Source organism: Lactococcus formosensis, from assembly GCF_037892375.1.
In the GTDB taxonomy this organism is placed as follows: domain Bacteria; phylum Bacillota; class Bacilli; order Lactobacillales; family Streptococcaceae; genus Lactococcus; species Lactococcus formosensis.
Window position 1 is genome coordinate 1,661,927 of sequence record NZ_CP141721.1, and the last position, 19,567, is coordinate 1,681,493.

Sequence of the window (19,567 nt, forward strand, 5' to 3'; positions counted from 1 at the left end):
CAAGGGTTACCAAGTAAAGTAACGAATTAATTTGAAAATACCCAGGATGAGTACAACTACACCGAGAAGGGTCCAAAGAGCCATAGCACCCCACAAAGGTGTGAGTAAGAGCATGAAGCCTGCAATGACACTGAGGAGTCCTGAAAGAATTGTCCAAGGCTTAGATGGAGAATATGGAACGAATCCAAAGGAAACAAATCCTTCAGTAATCCATGTGAAACCAACTAAAATACCAATGATAATGAACAAAGTAGCTGTTGCAGCTGCCAAGTTAATCAAAGAGAAAATCCCCGCAACCAAGTAGACCGTACCTAAAAGAAGATGCCCAAAACGTGACCATGGATTTTCATTCATCAAGGCAAAGATAGAAACAAGATAAGAAATCCCGATTAAAATAAAGGAAATCCCAATCAAAACTGTCCCAACTTGTGCTGTACGCCCAGGCCAAAACAAGATGAGTAATCCAATAAGTGTGGAGATAAGACCATTAATTCCGATGTTGTTACGTAATTTTTTCGAAAAGTTTTCAGAAAACATATTCAATACCCCTTTCTTTTCTGATAATTTAATTATAACTTATTTTGGAAAGAAGTGCCCGTAATTCATTTGCTTAGTTATTATAATTGACTTTCTGAAAAAGGACATTTATACTTAAGGTAAAATGAGAGACGAAGGAGAAAAAAATGCAAATATCAAGTCGCTTTACGATTGCGCTTCATATTTTTGCCTGTATCCATACTTTTGAGGGAGAGCACAAGATTACGAGTGATTTTTTGGCCACAAGTATTAATGTAAATCCCGTAATTATTCGAAGAGTGTTACAGCAGCTAAAAGCTAATGAATTGGTGCATGTTGTGCGCGGAAGCGGTGGGGCTGCAATCGCTAAACCAGTCGAAGATATTAGTCTATTCGATATTTATAATGCAGTTGAAGTCATTAATAAAAAGGGATTGTTCCATTTTCATGAACATCCTAGTCCAGACTGTTCTGTTGGGAAAAATATTCACCAGGTGCTTGATGGTAAGCTTGATTTAATTCAAAAAGCAATGGAAGACCAAATGAAGGTGATGAGTTTACAGGAAGTAATCACTGATATTGATCATTATGTCGCGATAAATCCTTAAGAAACCAAATCGTTGACATTTACTCAAGGCTTATGTAAAATTAGTTGTAACAAAAATTATTACAACAAAAAAGACATTGGAGGTCTAATATGAGAATAGCAGTAGTAGCAGCAAATGGTAAAGCCGGTCGCCTTATTGTGCAAGAAGCAGTAGATAGAGGTTTGGATGTCACAGCAATTGTTCGAGGTGAAAACAAAACAGTAGCTCCGTCTTCTATCCAGAAAGATTTGTTTGATTTAACTAAAGAAGACATCAAGGATTTTGATGTTATTATTGATGCTTTTGGAACATGGGCAGAAGATAGCTTGGAGCAACATACTACTTCAATCCAACATCTTGCTGATCTTATTGAAGGCACAGACAAGCGTTTGTTGGTTGTAGGTGGTGCTGGAAGTCTTTATCTTAATCCAGAACATGATTTAGCACTTTATCAATCAGAAGGTTTCCCAGATGCTTTCAAACCATTGGCTACAGCTATGTCTGATTCATTGGCTGCCTTGAGAAAACGTCATGATGTCAAATGGACTTATTTAAGTCCTGCCGCAGATTTCCAAGCGGATGGTGAAAAAACGGGAGACTATGTTATTGCAGGTGAAGAATTTACGCTTAATGACAAAGGAGAAAGTGTGATCAGCTATGCAGACTATGCGAAAGCGATGATTAACATTGCACTAGAAGGAAATTATGTCGGACAACGTATCAGCGTTTTCCAAAAATAGTAAAAATAAGAGGGATTTTCTTGAGAGAATCCCTCTTATTTTTATACGTAAATTAATGAGCAAATAGTTTGACCTTTACTGACCAAAAGAGTATAATTAAGAGGTAGTAAGAAAAATGAGAAAAATACTACATTACTATGAAATGAATCGAGGTGCATTATGGACATCGAAAAAATGACAACAAGTATGCAAAAATCGCTTTATGAAGCGCAACAAATTGCGCAGACTCGCCATCATCAAGCGATTGAAATTCCACATTTATGGCGAATATTTGTGCAACCGAACAGTTTTGCCTTTAATTTTTACAAAGATTCAGAAATTAACATTGAAGAATTTACAAAAATTATTGAAAAAGACATAGACAAGATTTCTTCTGTTGAAGGTAGCAATATTACCTATGGTCAAAATATTAGTGCAGATCTTTTTACTCTGTTTAATGCAGCAGATAAGATTGCCAAAGATATGGGGGACGAGTACCTCTCAACTGAAATTGTACTCTTGGCCCTTTTTGAGTTAAAGAAAAACCCTTTAACAGAATATCTTGTTAGCCATGGAATGAATAAAGAAAAAACGAAATTAGCAATTGAAAACCTACGAGGAGGTGATAAAGTGACAAACCAAAATGCTGAAGATACATATAAAGCACTTGAAAAATACGGCGTCGACCTTGTTGCTCAAGTGAAATCAGGAAAACAAGATCCTGTAATTGGACGTGATGAAGAAATTCGTGATATTATCCGTGTCTTGTCACGTAAAACAAAAAATAACCCGGTTCTGATTGGTGAGCCTGGTGTAGGTAAAACAGCCATTGTTGAAGGTCTTGCGCAACGTATCGTCCGTAAAGATGTACCTGAAAATTTAAAAGATAAAACAGTATTCTCTTTGGATATGGGTGCACTTATTGCGGGTGCTAAGTACCGTGGTGAGTTTGAAGAACGTCTGAAAGCCGTACTGAATGAAGTTAAAAAGTCTGACGGACAAATTATTCTCTTTATCGATGAGTTGCACACGATCGTCGGGGCTGGTAAAACAGAAGGTTCAATGGATGCTGGTAATCTTTTGAAACCAATGCTTGCACGTGGTGAATTGCATTTAATTGGTGCAACAACTTTGGATGAATACCGTAAATATATGGAAACAGACAAAGCTTTGGAACGTCGTTTCCAAAAAGTACTAGTTACTGAACCAACAGTTGAAGATACTATTTCCATTCTGCGTGGTTTGAAAGAGCGTTTTGAAATTTACCACGGTGTAACCATCCACGATAACGCATTGGTTGCAGCAGCGACGCTTTCTGACCGTTATATTACAGACCGCTTCTTGCCAGATAAAGCGATTGACTTGGTCGATGAAGCTAGCGCAACAATCCGTGTTGAAATGAATTCTCTGCCAACAGAACTCGACCAAGCAAACCGCCGTTTGATGCAGCTGGAAATTGAAGAAGCAGCGCTTAAAAAAGAACGTGATGATGCTTCGAAGAAACGTTTAAATATCATTCGTGAAGAAATCGCAGAACTTCGTGAAGAAAACAATCAACTTAAAGCTCAATGGGAAGCTGAAAAGAAAGAAGTAGGCAATATTTCTGATAAACGGAATGAACTAGAACGTGCACGTCATGAATTAGAAGAAGCACAAAATGAAGGCGACTTTGAAAAAGCTGCAGCTTTGCGTTACGGTAAAATTCCAGAAATTGAACAATCACTGAAAGAACTCGAAAGCAAGGCAAAATCAGATGATCTTAGTCTTGTTCAAGAATCAGTTACTGAAGAACAAATCGCGGAAGTTGTTGGTCGTATGACAGGTATCCCTGTGACAAAACTGGTAGAAGGTGAACGTGAAAAACTCCTTCATTTGCCAGAGACACTCCATCAACGTGTGGTCGGGCAAGATGAAGCGGTCGAAGCTGTGTCTGATGCTATTATTCGCGCCCGCGCAGGTATTCAAGACCCTAACCGTCCTTTAGGTTCCTTCCTTTTCTTAGGTCCTACAGGTGTAGGTAAGACTGAGTTGGCTAAAGCATTGGCTGAAAATCTGTTTGATTCCGAAGAACATATGGTTCGTATTGACATGAGTGAATACATGGAAAAACATAGTGTATCACGTCTTGTCGGAGCTCCTCCAGGATATGTTGGTTATGATGAAGGTGGTCAACTGACTGAAGCTGTACGTCGTAACCCATATACGATTATTTTATTGGATGAAATTGAAAAAGCACATCCAGACGTCTTCAACATCCTGTTGCAAGTCTTGGATGATGGTCGTTTGACAGATTCAAAAGGTGTTTTGGTCGACTTCAAGAATACTGTTTTGATTATGACGTCAAATGTTGGCTCACAATATTTGCTGGATAATGTCGATGATCAAGGGGAAATTTCGGAAGAAACTACCGAAGAAGTAATGAAACAATTGCGGATGCACTTCAAACCAGAGTTCCTCAACCGTATTGATGATACTATTCTCTTCAAACCACTGTCACTGAATAATATTAAAAATATTATTGTGAAGATGACTGGCCAATTGACACAACGTCTTGAAGAAATGTCTGTGGAACTGGAACTTAGTGAAGAAGTCAAAGCATGGATTGCAGAAAATGCTTATGAACCTGCTTATGGTGCACGTCCATTAAAACGTTATTTGACAAAAGTTATTGAAAATCCACTTGCTAAGTTGATTATTGCAGGTAAGATTCCGCCAAAAACTAAAGTTATTGTCAAACTTGTCGACAATAAAATTGATTTTGATATCTTACCTATTGAAGAATAATTGAAGAAAAACAGAAATGCCCGTATTCTTTCGGGCTTTTTGTATATAAAAATAGTATTTTGTCGCAATTTACAGATAATTCTTGACAACTTATAGCTTTTAGATGTAAAATATAAGCACGATACATAGGAGGAGTCAATCATGGAAAAAACTTTCTTTATTATTAAACCTGACGGCGTACAAAGCGGTCTTATAGGTGAAATATTGAAACGAATCGAGCAGCGTGGTTTTCAGCTAGAAAAGCTAGAACTTCGCTCTGCTCCAAATGGAGACTTGATTGACAAGCATTACGAAGCCTTAGTTGATAAAGATTTTTATCCTAATATTCGTAATTATATGACTTCTGGACCAGTGGTTATTGGTGTAATATCTGGTGTTGAAGTTATTTCTTGCTGGCGCACAATGATGGGGACAACTAACCCTACTCAAGCTCAACCAGGGACTATTCGTGGAGATTTTGCTCAAGCACCTGAAAAAGGTAAAGCCATTAAAAATATTGTCCATGGATCAGACTTACCGGAATCTGCAGAGCGAGAAATAGCGCTTTGGTTTTCATAAACAGACATAATAGCAAGGACAAAGGCTTTCCTAGGAAGTTTGAGCGATAGCTCCAAACACTAAAGGGAAGTCTTTTTTGTTTGCTATTTTATTAAAGGAGTAAAAAAGGAGGAAAATATGAAAGAATTTTGGGGACTTCATACGACCATTAAAATTAGGTTGGTAATGAATTTTTTAGGAGCACTTTGCTTTAGTACAGTGGGTGGTTCCATGACGATTTACTATAATAAGTATATGGGTGCTGGTATAACAGGCCTCTTGCTTATTGTGAGCTCTATTATGGTTTTTTTGGTTGGGCTTTACGCAGGACATTTGACAGACTTACGAGGGCGACGACCTGTCATGCTTTTTTCAACCGCAATTACTGCAGTTGGCGCAGCACTTGCAACCTTCTCTAATTCAGCATTTTATTTTAATCCTTGGGCAACCTTTTTCGGATTTTTAATCGTAAATTTTGGTTTCGGATTTTTTAATACAGCCAGTCAAGCGATGATTGTGGACTTAACAACAAGTGAAAACCGGAGAACAGTCTATAGTATTCAATACTGGATTATCAATTTTGCTATTATGATTGGTTCGGGACTTTCTGGTTGGTTTTTCCGTGATTATTTGGTCTGGCTTTTGCTGGTCATCACTATTGAAGAAATTCTGAGTTTTGTCGTTGTCTTGTTTTGGATTGACGAGTCTTTTGACCCACATCAAGAGCATCAAAAAAAAGCACCAAATATTATAAAAGCTTATTTCTTTGTGGCTAAAGATAGCATCTTTATGTCTTATTTATTTGCTTCGGTTTTTATTGCGATGATTTTTAATCAAATTGACTATTACTTGCCAGTACATCTAAGTGACAGTTTCTCAACAACACGCATTTTAGGGTTGGAACTTTATGGTCAACGGATGTTGACACTTTTCCTATTGATTAATACCTTGATTATCGTACTCTTTATGAGTAAAATGAATCAACTGACTAAAAATTGGTCGCGTAGTACAGGGATTACATTAGGAATTTTTCTCCAAGGTTTAGGTTTTATTATTGCCTTTTTAGGTCATAATTTAAGCTGGGAAGTTACAGCAGCAGTAGTTGCTACTTTGGGCGAAATGATTCTCGTACCTTTCTCTCAAGCTTTGAGAGCCGACCTGATGGAAGGTGATCATGTTGGGACTTATACGGGAGCCTTTTCAGTGACTCAGCCAGTCGCTTCCGTACTCTCAGGTGTTTTGGTTTCGCTGTCAGCACTCTATGGGAATATTGGCATGGCTATATTTATGGGAATAATTATCCTTTTAAGTATCCTCCCCTCTCTGCGGGCTATTCGAATGCATGAAGCCTCATAGAATTTTAAAACTGTCCATGTTATAATAAAAAATAAGGAGTAAGAATAATGTCAGAAGGAATTATTGCTCAAAAAATTGTTTCTACCCATGTAAATGCATAAAATAAAATTTACATGGGAGAATAACAAGTGAAAGAAAACAAATATAATAATCAAGAATTTTTTTCCAAATATGCTCAAATGGAGCGTTCAAAATCTGGCCTAGAAGCCGCTGGAGAATGGTCAGAGCTACAAAAGATTTTGCCTAGCTTTCAGGATAAAAAAGTTTTGGATTTGGGCTGTGGATATGGTTGGCACTGTAAATATGCTGTTGACAATGGAGCATCTTATGTTCTAGGTACAGATATTTCGAGTAAAATGTTGGAAAGAGCAGCAGGTAAAAACTCAGATGAGAAAATAGATTATCAATGTAAAGCTATGGAAGATTTATGTCTTGAACCGGATTCTTTTGATGTGGTTCTGAGTTCATTAGCTTTACATTACATTGAAGATTTACTCGGGCTTTTTTCCAACGTATATATGTGTCTCACGACAGGTGGTCAGTTTGTATTTTCCGTAGAGCATCCTCTTTTTACTGCATCTGGCCTGCAAGACTGGATTTATGATGCAAAAGGAAAAAAAGAGTACTTTCCTGTAGACAATTATTTCTACGAGGGAAAACGCAAGGTATCCTTCTTAGGAGAAGAAGTAACTAAATATCATCGAACTTTAACCACCTACCTCAACACATTGTCACAACTTGGCTTTGAACTTCAACATGTGATTGAACCTCAGCCACCTGAACAAATGCTTGTACTTGAAGAAATGCGAGATGAGCTGAGACGTCCGATGATGTTGATTGTTTCTGCAAGGAAAAAATAAAGAAAAGCTAGGAATAATTATTCCTAGCTTTTGATTTTTACATAGGAGTATTGTTTGTATGACTGTGTATGTGGTATACTAAAGAAATAGAAAAAATTAGAAAAAGGTGTTTTATGTCAGCCGTTAGTTTCATAGCTGTAATGTTGATTGGGGTCATTGTAGCAAATGTAATCAAAGAATTTTTCCCCAAAATATCTGAAACCTTTATTTTGATCGGAGTAGGGATTCTTCTGAGCTTCTTACCAGAGTTTAGGCATTTTGAGTTAGAGCCAGAGTTTTTCATGATGCTAATTATTGCACCTTTAATGTTTAATGAAGGCAGTAAAACCTCTTTGAAAGAAGTGAGAAAAAATTTCAGAGGAATATTTTTTCTCTCCATTACTTTAGCCGTTGTAACTGTACTCTTTGTTGCAGCATTGACCACAAATATTATGGGCAGTTGGATTTTCCCCTTGGCAATTTGTTTTGCTGCTATTGTTACACCGACGGACTCTGTTGCTGTTAAATCTATTATTGCGGGTAAAAAAATGCCCCAAGGTGTAAATGAAGCTGTCGAGTTTGAATCTCTTTTCAATGATGCATCAGGTTTGGTCCTCTTGAGTTTGGGCCTTTCGGTGCTGGAAAGTGGCCATTTTAGTATTTGGAGTGGACTTGGTCAGTTTGCTTTTGTTTCTGTCGGTGGGATACTTATTGGACTAATTGTCGGGACTTTCTTAGTTCGTATTCGCATTGCGATTAATCTTCGGGCGACAAATCCAGAAGCTACGATTATTCCTATTTCTATTTTAACGCCCTTTGTACTTTATTTATTCGCCGAGCATTTGGGAGTGTCTGGGGTACTTGCAGTCGTTGCAGCTGGATTAATTCATAATTTTGAAGGCGACATGCTTAAACTTACGTCGACCAATGTTCAACTTACTAATAATACTATCTGGGAAATATTGAGTGGGATTCTCAACAATTTTGTCTTTATTTTGCTAGGAGTAAGTCTTTTTGGTATTTGGGATATTTTTAAATCATTGGGCTTCAAGGAAGCTGTAACACTCTTCTTTATCAGTGCTTTGGTTTACTTGCTTATGTTATTTATTCGTAAATTCTGGACCAATCAAAGAGGTAATCGCTCTATCGAACATTTCTTTTCCAACGATAAGAAAGAACGCAGCAAAGACTCCAGTATCTTTGCTCTGTCTGGCGCACATGGAACAATGACATTGGCAATGGCCTTCTCTTTACCGTTGGATACTACTATTTTGAGTACTGAAAATAGGGAAATTATTATTAGCATGGCAACGATTGTCATTTTGCTTAGTCTTATTGTGCCAACCTTCATCTTACCCAAATTTTTGTCACCCATGAAGGATGCAAGCTTAGACGATATTGACAGTGTTCGAAATGATATGGTCGACTACGCTATTTTACATATGATGCAAGTGATAGATGATAGTAAGGTTCGTAGCAGCTTAACAAAACAATTGCAGTCACAAAAAGGCTTACAAATTCCAGATCATAATAAAAGCAGTCAGCTCTTAGAAAAGACTGTAACTTGGCAGGAAACATTGTTAGAAAGTTCCGATATTCAAGAGAATTTTTCACCGAAAGCGATTGACTACTTCCAAATTTACTTGGAAAATAGTAGCAAGCGTGCGATGAGTAAAAAAATAAGAAGACTTTTTTCAAGAAGAAGACAATTACGCAGAGCTGACCAAAGTGAAATGCAAGAATTCATGGCCCTAAGAAATGATCTGGGACGTCTAGAAGATATCCTTTATGAGGCTACAATGGAAAAATTAAACCGTCTTGAGAGAGAACGATTTGAGAAGAAAATTACTGACTTTAGCGATATTGAGGAAGTGAGGCGCGTCTTTGAAAATAGACATTATCGAATCCGTAATGAAATTCAGGAAGAAACAATCGTGCCTAATGAATTGCTTATTGAAGCTTTCCAACTTGAATACCAATATGTGCTAGATCAAGCTAAATCGGAAGCAATCTCGAAAGAGACAAGCAACAAGCTCTTTAAAGAAATTAATAACGCACAAGTTTTACAACTACAAAATCAATAAAAAAGCCGTAAGGCTTTTTTATAATAACTTTCGCTTAAGAAAAGTACTGTAAAATATAAAATAATGTCTAAACTGAAAACGTCCTATTGACAGACGACCATTTATAAATTGCTCACAGATAAGGGGGGGATTATGGTTTCCAGAAGCTCAAAAAGAAACAAAAAAGGGTTTTTAAGAAAACTACTTGGTTTTCTTGCAGGACTTATTATTGTACTTACGCTTTTTGTCGGAGGTCTTGTTTTGCTAGGGCGTTACGCGATCGCCAATAATACGGATAATCTTCTATCGAAAATTATTCCTTACTCAGAAAGCTTGACTGATGCTTCTGGAAATATTGTTCCGGCAAGTCCTGATGATATTGTCTCTACACTGAATCAAAATGCTAGTAATATCGTGAGTCGTTCGCAAGGCTTTATTGATTCGGCCCAAGCCACAACAGATGGACAGACGTTAAAATATACAGTGAAGTCCTCTAAAATGAATGGCTTTCTATCTCACAGTATCTTAGCAACAAATGGTGATCAGATAGAAAAAGTTGCCGATAAAGTTTTGGAATCAATGAAAGCTTCTGGGGTAAATCAACCTCAACTCGTGGTAAATCTTACAGATGACCAAGGAAAAACAATTCAAACTATTAGTTACAAATGAAAAAATCAAAAAGTTTCTTGACCTGAGCAAGAGGCTTTTTGTTCTATTAAATTTTATGTTATAATGAGAAAAAATGAGAAAGTAGGCCCAAATTTATGGAATATCAATTGAGCTCAACATCTGCTTTTCCGCTTGTACATGTTAGCTTGCAAGACAAGGAAGAAATTCAGATTGAATCAGGAGCAATGGTTTATCATAACCCTTCAGTCACACTTGAAGGAAAGATGAACAGCAATGGAAAAGGTGGGATTGGTGGTGCCTTAAAAGCTCTGGGACGTTCAATAACAAGTGGCGAAAGTTTCTTTATCACGAAGGTTAAATCAAGCAGTGCTAATGGTCAAATTACTTTGGCTCCAGCTACTCCGGGTGCTGTAAAAGAACTTAGTATTGGTCAAGAACAATGGCGATTGAATACAGGTGCCTTTCTTGCAAGTGATGGCGATGTTCACTATACAATGGAACGACAAAAACTAAGTGGCGCTCTTCTTGGAGGAACTGGTGGTCTCTATGTGATGGAAACACAAGGAAGCGGCCGCATGTTAGTAAATGGCTATGGCGATATTGTGGAGATTGAATTAGACGGCACAGAGGAATATATCGTGGATAATCATCACGTTCTTGCTTGGAGTAAAACGCTTGATTATTCAATCGAAGTGGCTTCTGGAACTTTTGGTTTTAAAACTGGTGAGGGGCTCGTCAATAAATTTAAAGGGCGTGGAAAAATTATGATTCAAAGCCGTAATATGGAGGCTTTTGCCGAGTCAATCATTCCTTTCTTACCAAGTAATGGTTAAATAAAAAAAGCTATCGGTGATAGCTTTTTTTAGGTTTATGAATCAGATAGTTTTTGGTTAAGCAGCGAAAGTTTTCTATTGCCGCGGTAGAGCTCAAAGATGGTCCAAATGAGTAAGGCGATAACTAAAACAATAAGAAGAATTGCTGTCCCATCTGCAAGATAGGCAAGATTCTTAGGAAATAGGCTTTCAATTTGATCTGGTAGACCAATAAGATTAAGATAAGTTAACGCAATGACAGAGAACCAACCAAAGAATTGAACGATCCAATTATTTTTAAATTTGCCCATTTCATTTTTACTATTTGTCAGCATAAGTAAGGGGATAATCGAGAAGGGCAATGCAAATGCAAGAAAGACTTGTGAATTATTCATGAGGTTGTTAATGGCTTCGTGCTGTGCTTTTAAACTGTAGCCGCGTGTCATCGTAACACAAATCAAGACAGGAACGACAGAGAGTAAGCGCGTGATGAGACGACGTGCCCACATTGGCATCCGCATATGGATAAAACCTTCCATTATGATTTGTCCTGTTAAAGTCCCCGTGATTGTCGAATTTTGCCCAGAAGCCAGTAAAGCTACGGCAAATAAGGTAGATAAAGCACCTGTCTTAGCAACATCCGCAAGTACACCATTACTTAATAAATCTGGTGTCGAAAGGGCATCGTAAAGGCCAAAAAATGAAGGGTCGTCAATGACACCTGTCTTAAATACAGCAACACCCATAATGAGCAATAGCGAATTAACAACAAAAGCTAAACTCAATTGGATATTAGAATCCCAAGTTGAAAAACGAACAGCTCGAGCGATGTCTTTATCGTCATTATGGTCAATTTTACGACTTTGTGAAATTGAAGAATGGAGATAGAGATTATGTGGCATAACAGTTGCCCCGATAATACCAAGTGCCCCTGTTAAAGGTGTCATTCCTGCAATAGAAGGAGAGGTAGCGAAGGTACGTGTATTTGGAATAAAACCTTCCACAATTCCTTTCCAATCGGGATTAGATAAGGCAACTTGATAGGTGAAAATAAATAAAATCACCAAAATTAGACAGACAACGAGTGCTTCAATCTTTCTAAAACCTACTTTTGTGAGAAGCAACAATAAAAAGACATCAAAAACAGTGATAAAGACTGCTAGAATAAGCGGAATATCGAAAAGTAAATAGAGGGCGATTGCTGCACCAATAACTTCTGCAATGTCTGTTGCCATAATTGCAAGTTCTGTAAGCACCCATAGGATGATTCCCAAAGTTTTACTGGTTCGTGCACGGATGGCTTGGGCAAGGTCCATTTGGCTAACAATCCCGAGTTTTGCTGACATGTATTGCAGAAGCATGGCAATTAAACTTGACATCAAAATAACAGAGATTAATAAATACTGAAAGTTTTGTCCGCCTGTGATTGAGGTAGACCAGTTCCCTGGATCCATATAACCCACAGCCACTAAGGCTCCAGGTCCTGAATACGCAAGAAGTGTTCTAAAAAACCTGCCATCTTTTGGAACTTTTACTGTTCCATTAATCTCTTGAAGAGACTTTCCGTTTGTATGATAAATCAACTTATGGGGTTGATTTTTAAGATCATTCATTTTTACCTTCTCTAAGTTGAACCATGTTCAACATTGTTTTTTTAATATTACTGTTATATAAGAGAAAATGTTCAGATGTTCTCGCTTTCTAAAGCAGAAGCGACGGTTCCAGTTCTTTGCATAAGCAAGATATTTGCTTGTAAAAATGGCGGGATAACAGAAACCTGCCCATTATCTTCTTTGAGAATAATCGATCCATCCTGAAGTCGCTCAAGAATCCGAATAAAGTGCGGTATATTGATATCTAATTTTTCAAAGAAGTCTTGTGCTGTCTCATTTACTGTTGTGATATAGTAACTCTTGTTTTCCTCCGCCTGATTGAGCGGAATTTCTACTTTATTTTTTTTCCAAAAGACTTCCGAAGGGATGGTTGACCCATGAGGATCAACAGCAGGATAATCTAGTAAAGCATAGAGATACTCAACAAGTTTTGGTGAAGAGGCGTGTTCTAAATTTTCAGCCTCTTCATGAACTTCCTCTGTAGAATAACCAAGCTTGTCAACTAGGAAACTTTCCCAAACACGGTAACTTTTAATAATAAAGCGAGCTTGGACATTGCCTTGCTCCGATAAATTCACGCCACGATAAGGCGCATAGTCCACGAGTTGTTTTTTTGCTAATCTTTTAATCATTTCAGTCGCACTAGGGGCTGCGACTGACAATTTTTTAGCGATAAGTTGTATACTGACAGCTGAATCATCTCCCGCGCGTTCTAAGGTATAAATAGCCTTAAGATAATCCTGCTCATTTTTCGTTAATTTTAACACCAGAGTTTCTCCTTATATTATAACATCAATATTATAGCACGTCCTTAATTATATTTCAATAAAATAAGGGTCACCTAATGAAAGGGGCTATAGTATGAGATAAAAGCCACAAATTAAGGGATTTGTGGCTTTTATTATAGTTTTAGTTCTTTTTGAGATGGATATCGAGCGCAAACTTCGTTTGGTTACTAATAAAGTATGACTTAGAAAATTCAAAAGCATGCCCTTTTTGGTCATATGCTGTTTGCTCAATGACGAGCACAGGAGACTTGCAATCAATTTCCAGGTTCGTGCTCACTTCCTCGGTAGCTTGGTCGGCATAAATGACACGTTTAGCATCTACTAACTGTAGCTTAGCTTCCTGTCCTAGGTAGTCATAGACAGATCCTTCTAGAATTTCCTCGGTGATAGGAGCGATGTAACTTGGCATGACAACATGTTCAAAACTATAGGCTTTTCCATTCAAAATACGAAGACGTTTAAATTCATAAACTGGATCCGTTTTATTCAGAAGAAGATGTTTTTGCTCTTCAGTTGATGGTAAGCGTGCATCAAAAAAGAGAATTTTACTTTTAATTTCTTGATCACGATGCGAATAAGTTACACCAATTGGTAAGTCTAAAGGCAGAAGTTCTGTTGTTTCTTCAACTCTTGGACGAATATAAGTTCCGGAGCCTTGTTTGCTAAAGATTAAGCCTTCGTTTTCGAGTAAGCTGAGGGATTTTTTTAAAGTAATGCGTGACACATTATACTTTTCAGCAAAAAACTCTTGCGTAGGAAGAAGAGTCCCCGCACGATAATGATTAGTCAGTATATCACGTTTAATATCAGCGTAAATTTCACGGTATTTGTACAATTTGTATACCTCGATTTTTATGATTTGTATATATATTATATAACATTTTATATAATTTGTCTACATTAATTTTATATTCATCTTTACAAATTTTAAAAAATTGTATATAATGAAAAACGGAAGCGGTTTCTTTTTGGTGGAAGTGGCTTCTAAAAAAAGAAAAAGGAAGTGCGTATTATGAAAATTGATGTGCAGAAGTTTCAAGAACCATTACTAAAAGTATCTGCTTGGGTGGAGCGGAATACAATTTTACAAGCAATTAAAAATGCTTTCGTAAGGACAATACCGTTCACGGTTGTAGGTTCCTTCTCTAATCTTATCAAAATGCAGCTGGATGCCCTTATTAAAAACCAAGATATTCATAATGCTTTATTGACGAATATTAGTAATCTATTTGGTTATATTGGAAATGCTACTTTGGGCATTGTTGCGCTAATTGTGGTCTTTTCTTCAGCATATTCTTATGCTTTCGAGCTAAAAAGAAATGAAAAAAATAGTCAACTTAATCCAATAATTGCAACTTTGCTTGCTTTTGCAGCATATTTTGTGATGGTTCCTAATAATGTCAATTACTTGGATCCTAAAGCAGATATTGTTGAAGGATTTTCAACATCATTTTTCAGCTATGAAGGGATGTTTACTGCCCTCATTGTTGGACTAATTGCTGTGGCTTTGTTTGCACGGTTTACGCGTAGTAAATTTACAATCAAAATGCCCGGTAATGTCCCACAAAATGTATTTGATTCTTTCTTCTCGTTAATCCCAATCAGTGGTGTACTCTTAATCTTTGGTGCAATTCGAATTGCTTTACAATCATTGGGCTATGTTTCTTTACTGCAAATGATTTCTGAAGTGCTTATCAAGCCTTTATTGACAGTTGGTACTGGTTTACCCGCTATTCTCATCGTTATTTTACTCCAACAAATCTTATGGTTTCTTGGTCTTCACGGCTTCAATATCGTTTGGGGTGTCGTGTCAGCATTCTGGCTCCCTATTTTCTTAGAAAATGTAGCAAAATTTGCTGAGACACAAAGCTTTGCTGACATTTCTATTGCACCAAATACAATGACCAACGTCTATGCCATGATTGGTGGTTCAGGTGCTACCTTTGGTTTAATTATCGCAATGCTTATCTTTACGAAAAAAGGTGAAAAAGAACGTGAAGTTGCAAAACTAGCTTTAATCCCAGGATGCTTTGGTATAAATGAACCTGTCATCTTTGGACTTCCTATCGTTCTTAATCCATTAATGTTTATTCCTTGGGTCCTTGTACCAATGATTAATGCTGTTATCGCTTATGTTGTAACATCTATCGGTTGGGTTGTTCCTCTCGTTGTCCTTAATTCAGGAAATGAACCTATCTTTATCAGTACATGGGTTTTAGGAGCCTTCCATATTAGTCCAGTTATACTGACCCTTGTTTTGGTTGTGTTAGACATTGTTTTATATGCTCCATTTGTGATTCTTAACCAGAAACAAGAACGTGCTGAACAAGCAGCATTGGTCAGTGCAGAATAGAATTTAAATAAGAAATAGAGGAAAATACCCATGAAAAAAGTATATACTGTTGCACACACCCACTGGGATTTTGAATGGTATTTTACGAGACAAGAAGCACGTGTGCAATTTATTTTTCACATGGATGAGGTTCTAGAAGCTTTAGAAAGCAACCAGTTAGATTTCTATACTTTAGATGGACAAATGTCAATTATTGAAGATTATCTCAGTCTCTTTCCTGAAAAAGAAAAGCAGCTGAAAAAATTTGTCCAGGCGGGCAGACTTTTTGTTGGACCTTGGTTTACACAAATCGATGAAATGACAACTTCTGGGGAAGCAATAGTGAGAAATCTACGCATTGGTATTCGTGAAGCAGAAGAACTAGGTCGTGCGATGAGAATTGGCTACTTGCCAGATTCTTTTGGTCAAAGTCAAGACATGCCGAAAATCTATCATGGCTTTGATATCCAACATGCCCTTTTTTGGCGCGGGATGCCGAATGAAGCGAACACGCGCTACTTTTATTGGTCAAGTAATGATGGTTCAAAAGTACTGACAGCCAATATTAAAAATGGTTACTATGCGGGAGTTGATTTAGTAGAAAAGAATGATTTTTCAGACCTTGTTGAAAGAATATCAACACATACAAGTAGCAATGCACATCTTTTACCGGTGGGAGGAGATCAGCGTGCAGTTGATTTTAATTTAAAAACAAGGATCGATAAGGCAAATCAAGAAATTGAAGACTCAACAGAGTTTATTGAAAGTAACTATCTGCAATTTTTCAAGGCACTCGAAAAAGAAGCTCAAGAATTTCTTGATATCAAAGGAGAGTTTATTGAGCCAACAGATTCCAAAATTCACCGTGGTATCTATTCATCACGCTATGATTTAAAGCAAGTCTATGATCAGATTGAGCGTTTGTTAACTTATCAGTTAGAGCCAATGTCTGTGTTAGCTGCACGTTATGGTATCTCTGTGAAACAAGGTCTAATAGATAGCTTATGGAAGATAGTAAGCCGAGGTCAAGCACACGATAGTGCTGGCGGGTGTAACAGTGACAAAACTAATCGTGATATCTATATGCGGGGCATAAATGGACTACAGGAAGCTCAGTCTTGTATGGACTACCTGCTCAGAAAATTAAGTATTTCACTAAATAGGAATCAAGAAGACAGTCTTTTCATGTGGAATCCCCTTCCGTTTGAGCTTAAAGTGATAAAGAAAGTCAAACTTTCTACAGCAAATAAACATTTCTCACTTGCTGATGATAAAGGGGAAAAAATATCTTTTGAACTTATTGAGCAAGAAATGGAAAATGCAGCATTGCTTCGCAGAAACCCCAAAGAAATGCTTGATGAACGTTATTATGTCAGTACCATTGCAGTAGAATGCACTTTACCAGCTATGGGCTATGTACATTACCACGTCATTGATGAGAAAGAAAATCCCAAAACACTAGTCAACGCAGATAGTATTGAAAATGATTTTTATAAGATTGAGTTTACAGAGGGGAATTTCAATCTTTATCTTAAGAAAAACAGTAAAGAATATTTAGACTTTCTCTCTTTTGAAGATGGGGGAGATGAAGGGGATACCTATGATTATTCTCCAGCATTTGATGATTGGATTTTAAACCTGAACTTTAAAAACAGTCACACTTCTCGCGTAGAGCAAGGAGAATTTCTAAGTCGAATCATTGTAGAAGGTGAATGGGAGCTTCCATATGATCTGGCATCGCGGAAAGACAAGAAACGCGATGGGGTGGTCAGCTATGCCTTAACTTTGGAAATCAATAAGCAGGATAATCGTCTTTATCTCAGTCTAAATGTGAATAATCAAGTTCTAGACCATCGCTTGCGCTTAGTGCTTAAAACAGATGTAGAGACTGAGTTTTCAACTAGCGATACACCTTTTGGTATCATTGATCGACCGATTGAAGAAAAGTATCTGAAAGACTGGCAAGTAAGAGGCTACAAAGAAGAACCTACAAGTATGCGTCCGATGATTCACTTCGCCAATCTGCATGATGCGAAGACAAGCTGGAGTTTTCTCAGCAAAGGAACAAAGGATTTTCAAGTATTGAATAAGGACCAACAGGAGCTTGCCATTACGGTATTTAGGGGTGTTGGCTACCTAGGAAGACCAGATACAAAAAGACGTCCAGGCGATGCTTCTGGTTTGCAAACTAGAGAAGTTGAAACGCCTGATAGCCAACTTCTAGGAGATGTTTTCTTCGAAGGAAATATCGTCATTGATACTGATTTTGATGCTGTGTCTCTCCAAAACCAGTATCTACTTACAACACAAGAAGATATATATTACCAAACTCAGACGATCAATCGCTTCAGCACACCAATCGAATATTTCCCCATAAATAAGAAAAACATCGACTTAAAACCGTTACGAATGATAGCTTTAGAAAATATTGGAGTTATCTTTAGCAGTATGGAAGCCAGCAGCGATCAAACAGGTATACAATTACGGTTATATAATCCCCAAGATACTGCCCAAAAGATGCCAGGAATTATCAAACTTCAAGAGCCTGCGGCTATCAAGCTGTTAAACTTAGAAGGAAAAATTATTGATAGTTTGGAAAATTCTGTAGAAGAACTTTCAATGGCAGAATTTAGGCCAGGAGAAATTAGAACTTATGGTATCTTTTTCAAAAAATAGTAGGAGGACAAAGGAGTTGATAAAACAAGAAGAGTTAATCTCCAAGATTAAAAAACATGCAGAAACAATTCGTCTATGGGATGACCGAGCGACATCACTTTTTCAAGATGCTATAGTAGATACTATTTCAAACACCGTTTCAGTACGGGAAAACGGGGAGATATTTGTTGCTACTGGAGATATACCAGCAATGTGGCTGAGAGATTCTACCTTTCAAATACTTCCATATTTGGAGATGGCGGATCATATTCCAGAAATAACATCTCTGGTTCACGGTGTTTTGAAGCAACAAATGCGCTATATTAATCATGATCCTTATGCCAATGCCTTTAATAAGGAGGCAACAGACAGTCATTATAGCCAAGATGTCTCGAATATTCCAATTTCGCCTTTAGTGTGGGAAAGAAAATTTGAGATTGACTCCTTGTGTGCCCCTTTATTCCTTGCTTACCAACTCTACAAGCATACAGGCTACACCGAGCATCTTAAGGAAGACTATTGGGCAACAGTTGAACGTGTTCTTGATACTTTTATTACGGAGCAACATCATGAGAGCTCAGAGTATATTTTTAAGAGAACAAATTGCCCACCATCCGATACACTATCTCATGAAGGGCGTGGAGAACCAATTGGTTATACAGGTATGGTCTGGAGCGCCTTTAGACCGAGTGATGATGCGTGTAGGTACGGTTATTTTATTCCAGGGAACTGCTTAATTTTAGTGGTTTTGAACCAACTTCTGGAGCTGCTCCCAGCACATTTCTCTCCTAGATTAGAAAGAAAAATAAAGAAGCTTCAAGAAGAAATAACAGAAGGCATTCAAAAATTTGGTTTAGTATCGTCCGGTAAAAATCTTTATTATGCATATGAGGTTGATGGTTTAGGAAAACAACTCTTTATGGATGATGCTAATGTGCCAAGTTTACTCTCATTGCCTTTCCTTGGCTATTGTGGAGAAGAAGATCCACTTTATATAAAAACGAGAGAAAAATGCTTAAGTGAAGAAAATCCTTATTATTATGTTGGACAATATTTGCACGGCATCGGTAGCCCACATACGCCACCACGTTATGTGTGGCCAATAGCTTTAGCGATGGAAGGATTGACGACAAAAGATATAGACAAAATGAAAAAGCAGATAGAGACAATCGTTGCCACAGATGGTGGTACTGGTCAGTGTCATGAAGGAATTGATGTGGACAATCCAAATAATTACACCCGCGAATGGTTCTCTTGGTCAAACATGACTTATTGTCAATTGGTTTTTCGATACTTAAAGTTTAGTCAAAACAAATAAAAGTTTTAAAAATGTTTT

The 19,567-nt window shown here is 37.4% G+C and carries 16 protein-coding genes; 12 read left to right on the forward strand and 4 right to left on the reverse strand.

Annotated features, from left to right (window positions below; all coding sequences use genetic code 11):
• Nucleotides 1-6: 6 nt before the first annotated feature.
• Nucleotides 7-537: an HdeD family acid-resistance protein gene (locus tag VNN39_RS08090; protein WP_279360193.1), complete on the reverse strand. Its 531-nt coding sequence runs from the start codon at nt 535-537 to the stop codon at nt 7-9.
• Between the two features lie 146 nt (nt 538-683).
• On the opposite strand from VNN39_RS08090, the gene VNN39_RS08095 reads away from it, so the two are divergent.
• The 9 genes from VNN39_RS08095 to VNN39_RS08135 all read left to right on the forward strand — a co-directional run bounded on the left by VNN39_RS08095 (nt 684) and on the right by VNN39_RS08135 (nt 10,864).
• Nucleotides 684-1,124: an Rrf2 family transcriptional regulator gene (locus VNN39_RS08095; protein ID WP_017369320.1), complete on the forward strand. Its 441-nt coding sequence runs from the start codon at nt 684-686 to the stop codon at nt 1,122-1,124.
• An 89-nt stretch (nt 1,125-1,213) separates the two neighbouring features.
• Nucleotides 1,214-1,843 (forward strand): SDR family oxidoreductase, encoded by a 630-nt coding sequence (locus VNN39_RS08100; protein WP_338997360.1) that lies wholly within the window; start codon nt 1,214-1,216, stop codon nt 1,841-1,843.
• Nucleotides 1,844-2,002: 159 nt separating this feature from the next.
• Nucleotides 2,003-4,606: an ATP-dependent chaperone ClpB gene (gene clpB / locus VNN39_RS08105; RefSeq protein ID WP_339007021.1), complete on the forward strand. Its 2,604-nt coding sequence runs from the start codon at nt 2,003-2,005 to the stop codon at nt 4,604-4,606.
• A 141-nt stretch (nt 4,607-4,747) separates the two neighbouring features.
• Nucleotides 4,748-5,164, forward strand: coding sequence for a nucleoside-diphosphate kinase (gene ndk / locus VNN39_RS08110; RefSeq protein ID WP_339007023.1), 417 nt, complete (start codon nt 4,748-4,750; stop codon nt 5,162-5,164).
• A gap of 117 nt (nt 5,165-5,281) precedes the next feature.
• Entirely contained in the window at nt 5,282-6,499 is a 1,218-nt protein-coding gene (locus tag VNN39_RS08115; RefSeq protein ID WP_338997362.1) for an MFS transporter, read from the forward strand.
• A 128-nt stretch (nt 6,500-6,627) separates the two neighbouring features.
• Nucleotides 6,628-7,359 carry a class I SAM-dependent methyltransferase gene (locus VNN39_RS08120; RefSeq protein WP_165714077.1) on the forward strand — a complete coding sequence of 244 codons (732 nt, stop codon included), beginning with the start codon at nt 6,628-6,630 and terminating at the stop codon, nt 7,357-7,359.
• Nucleotides 7,360-7,472: 113 nt separating this feature from the next.
• Nucleotides 7,473-9,422 carry a cation:proton antiporter gene (locus VNN39_RS08125; RefSeq protein WP_338997363.1) on the forward strand — a complete coding sequence of 650 codons (1,950 nt, stop codon included), beginning with the start codon at nt 7,473-7,475 and terminating at the stop codon, nt 9,420-9,422.
• A 132-nt stretch (nt 9,423-9,554) separates the two neighbouring features.
• Complete coding sequence (locus VNN39_RS08130) at nt 9,555-10,070, forward strand: hypothetical protein (protein ID WP_096368224.1); 516 nt, start codon at nt 9,555-9,557, stop codon at nt 10,068-10,070.
• 95 nt (nt 10,071-10,165) lie between these two features.
• Nucleotides 10,166-10,864 (forward strand): TIGR00266 family protein, encoded by a 699-nt coding sequence (locus tag VNN39_RS08135; protein ID WP_017369328.1) that lies wholly within the window; start codon nt 10,166-10,168, stop codon nt 10,862-10,864.
• 35 nt (nt 10,865-10,899) lie between these two features.
• Here VNN39_RS08135 and VNN39_RS08140 read toward each other — a convergent pair whose 3' ends face one another.
• The 3 genes from VNN39_RS08140 to VNN39_RS08150 all read right to left on the reverse strand — a co-directional run bounded on the left by VNN39_RS08140 (nt 10,900) and on the right by VNN39_RS08150 (nt 14,079).
• On the reverse strand, nt 10,900-12,456 hold the full coding sequence (locus VNN39_RS08140) for an Nramp family divalent metal transporter (protein ID WP_165712154.1): 1,557 nt from the start codon (nt 12,454-12,456) through the stop codon (nt 10,900-10,902).
• Nucleotides 12,457-12,527: 71 nt separating this feature from the next.
• The gene (locus tag VNN39_RS08145) at nt 12,528-13,223 is read right to left on the reverse strand and encodes a metal-dependent transcriptional regulator (protein WP_339007025.1); all 696 of its coding nucleotides are present in this window, start codon (nt 13,221-13,223) and stop codon (nt 12,528-12,530) included.
• Between the two features lie 142 nt (nt 13,224-13,365).
• Complete coding sequence (locus VNN39_RS08150) at nt 13,366-14,079, reverse strand: GntR family transcriptional regulator (protein WP_338997365.1); 714 nt, start codon at nt 14,077-14,079, stop codon at nt 13,366-13,368.
• Nucleotides 14,080-14,256: 177 nt separating this feature from the next.
• Here VNN39_RS08150 and VNN39_RS08155 point away from each other — a divergent pair, with 177 nt between their 5' ends.
• The 3 genes from VNN39_RS08155 to VNN39_RS08165 are packed head-to-tail and all read left to right on the forward strand — an operon-like array spanning nt 14,257 to nt 19,549.
• On the forward strand, nt 14,257-15,597 hold the full coding sequence (locus VNN39_RS08155) for a PTS sugar transporter subunit IIC (RefSeq protein ID WP_017369332.1): 1,341 nt from the start codon (nt 14,257-14,259) through the stop codon (nt 15,595-15,597).
• Nucleotides 15,598-15,627: 30 nt separating this feature from the next.
• Nucleotides 15,628-18,252, forward strand: a complete 2,625-nt coding sequence (locus VNN39_RS08160; protein ID WP_338997366.1) for a glycoside hydrolase family 38 C-terminal domain-containing protein — start codon at nt 15,628-15,630, stop codon at nt 18,250-18,252.
• Entirely contained in the window at nt 18,230-19,549 is a 1,320-nt protein-coding gene (locus VNN39_RS08165; RefSeq protein ID WP_338997367.1) for a glycoside hydrolase family 125 protein, read from the forward strand. Before VNN39_RS08160 ends, VNN39_RS08165 begins: the two co-directional genes overlap by 23 nt.
• Nucleotides 19,550-19,567: the final 18 nt, after the last annotated feature.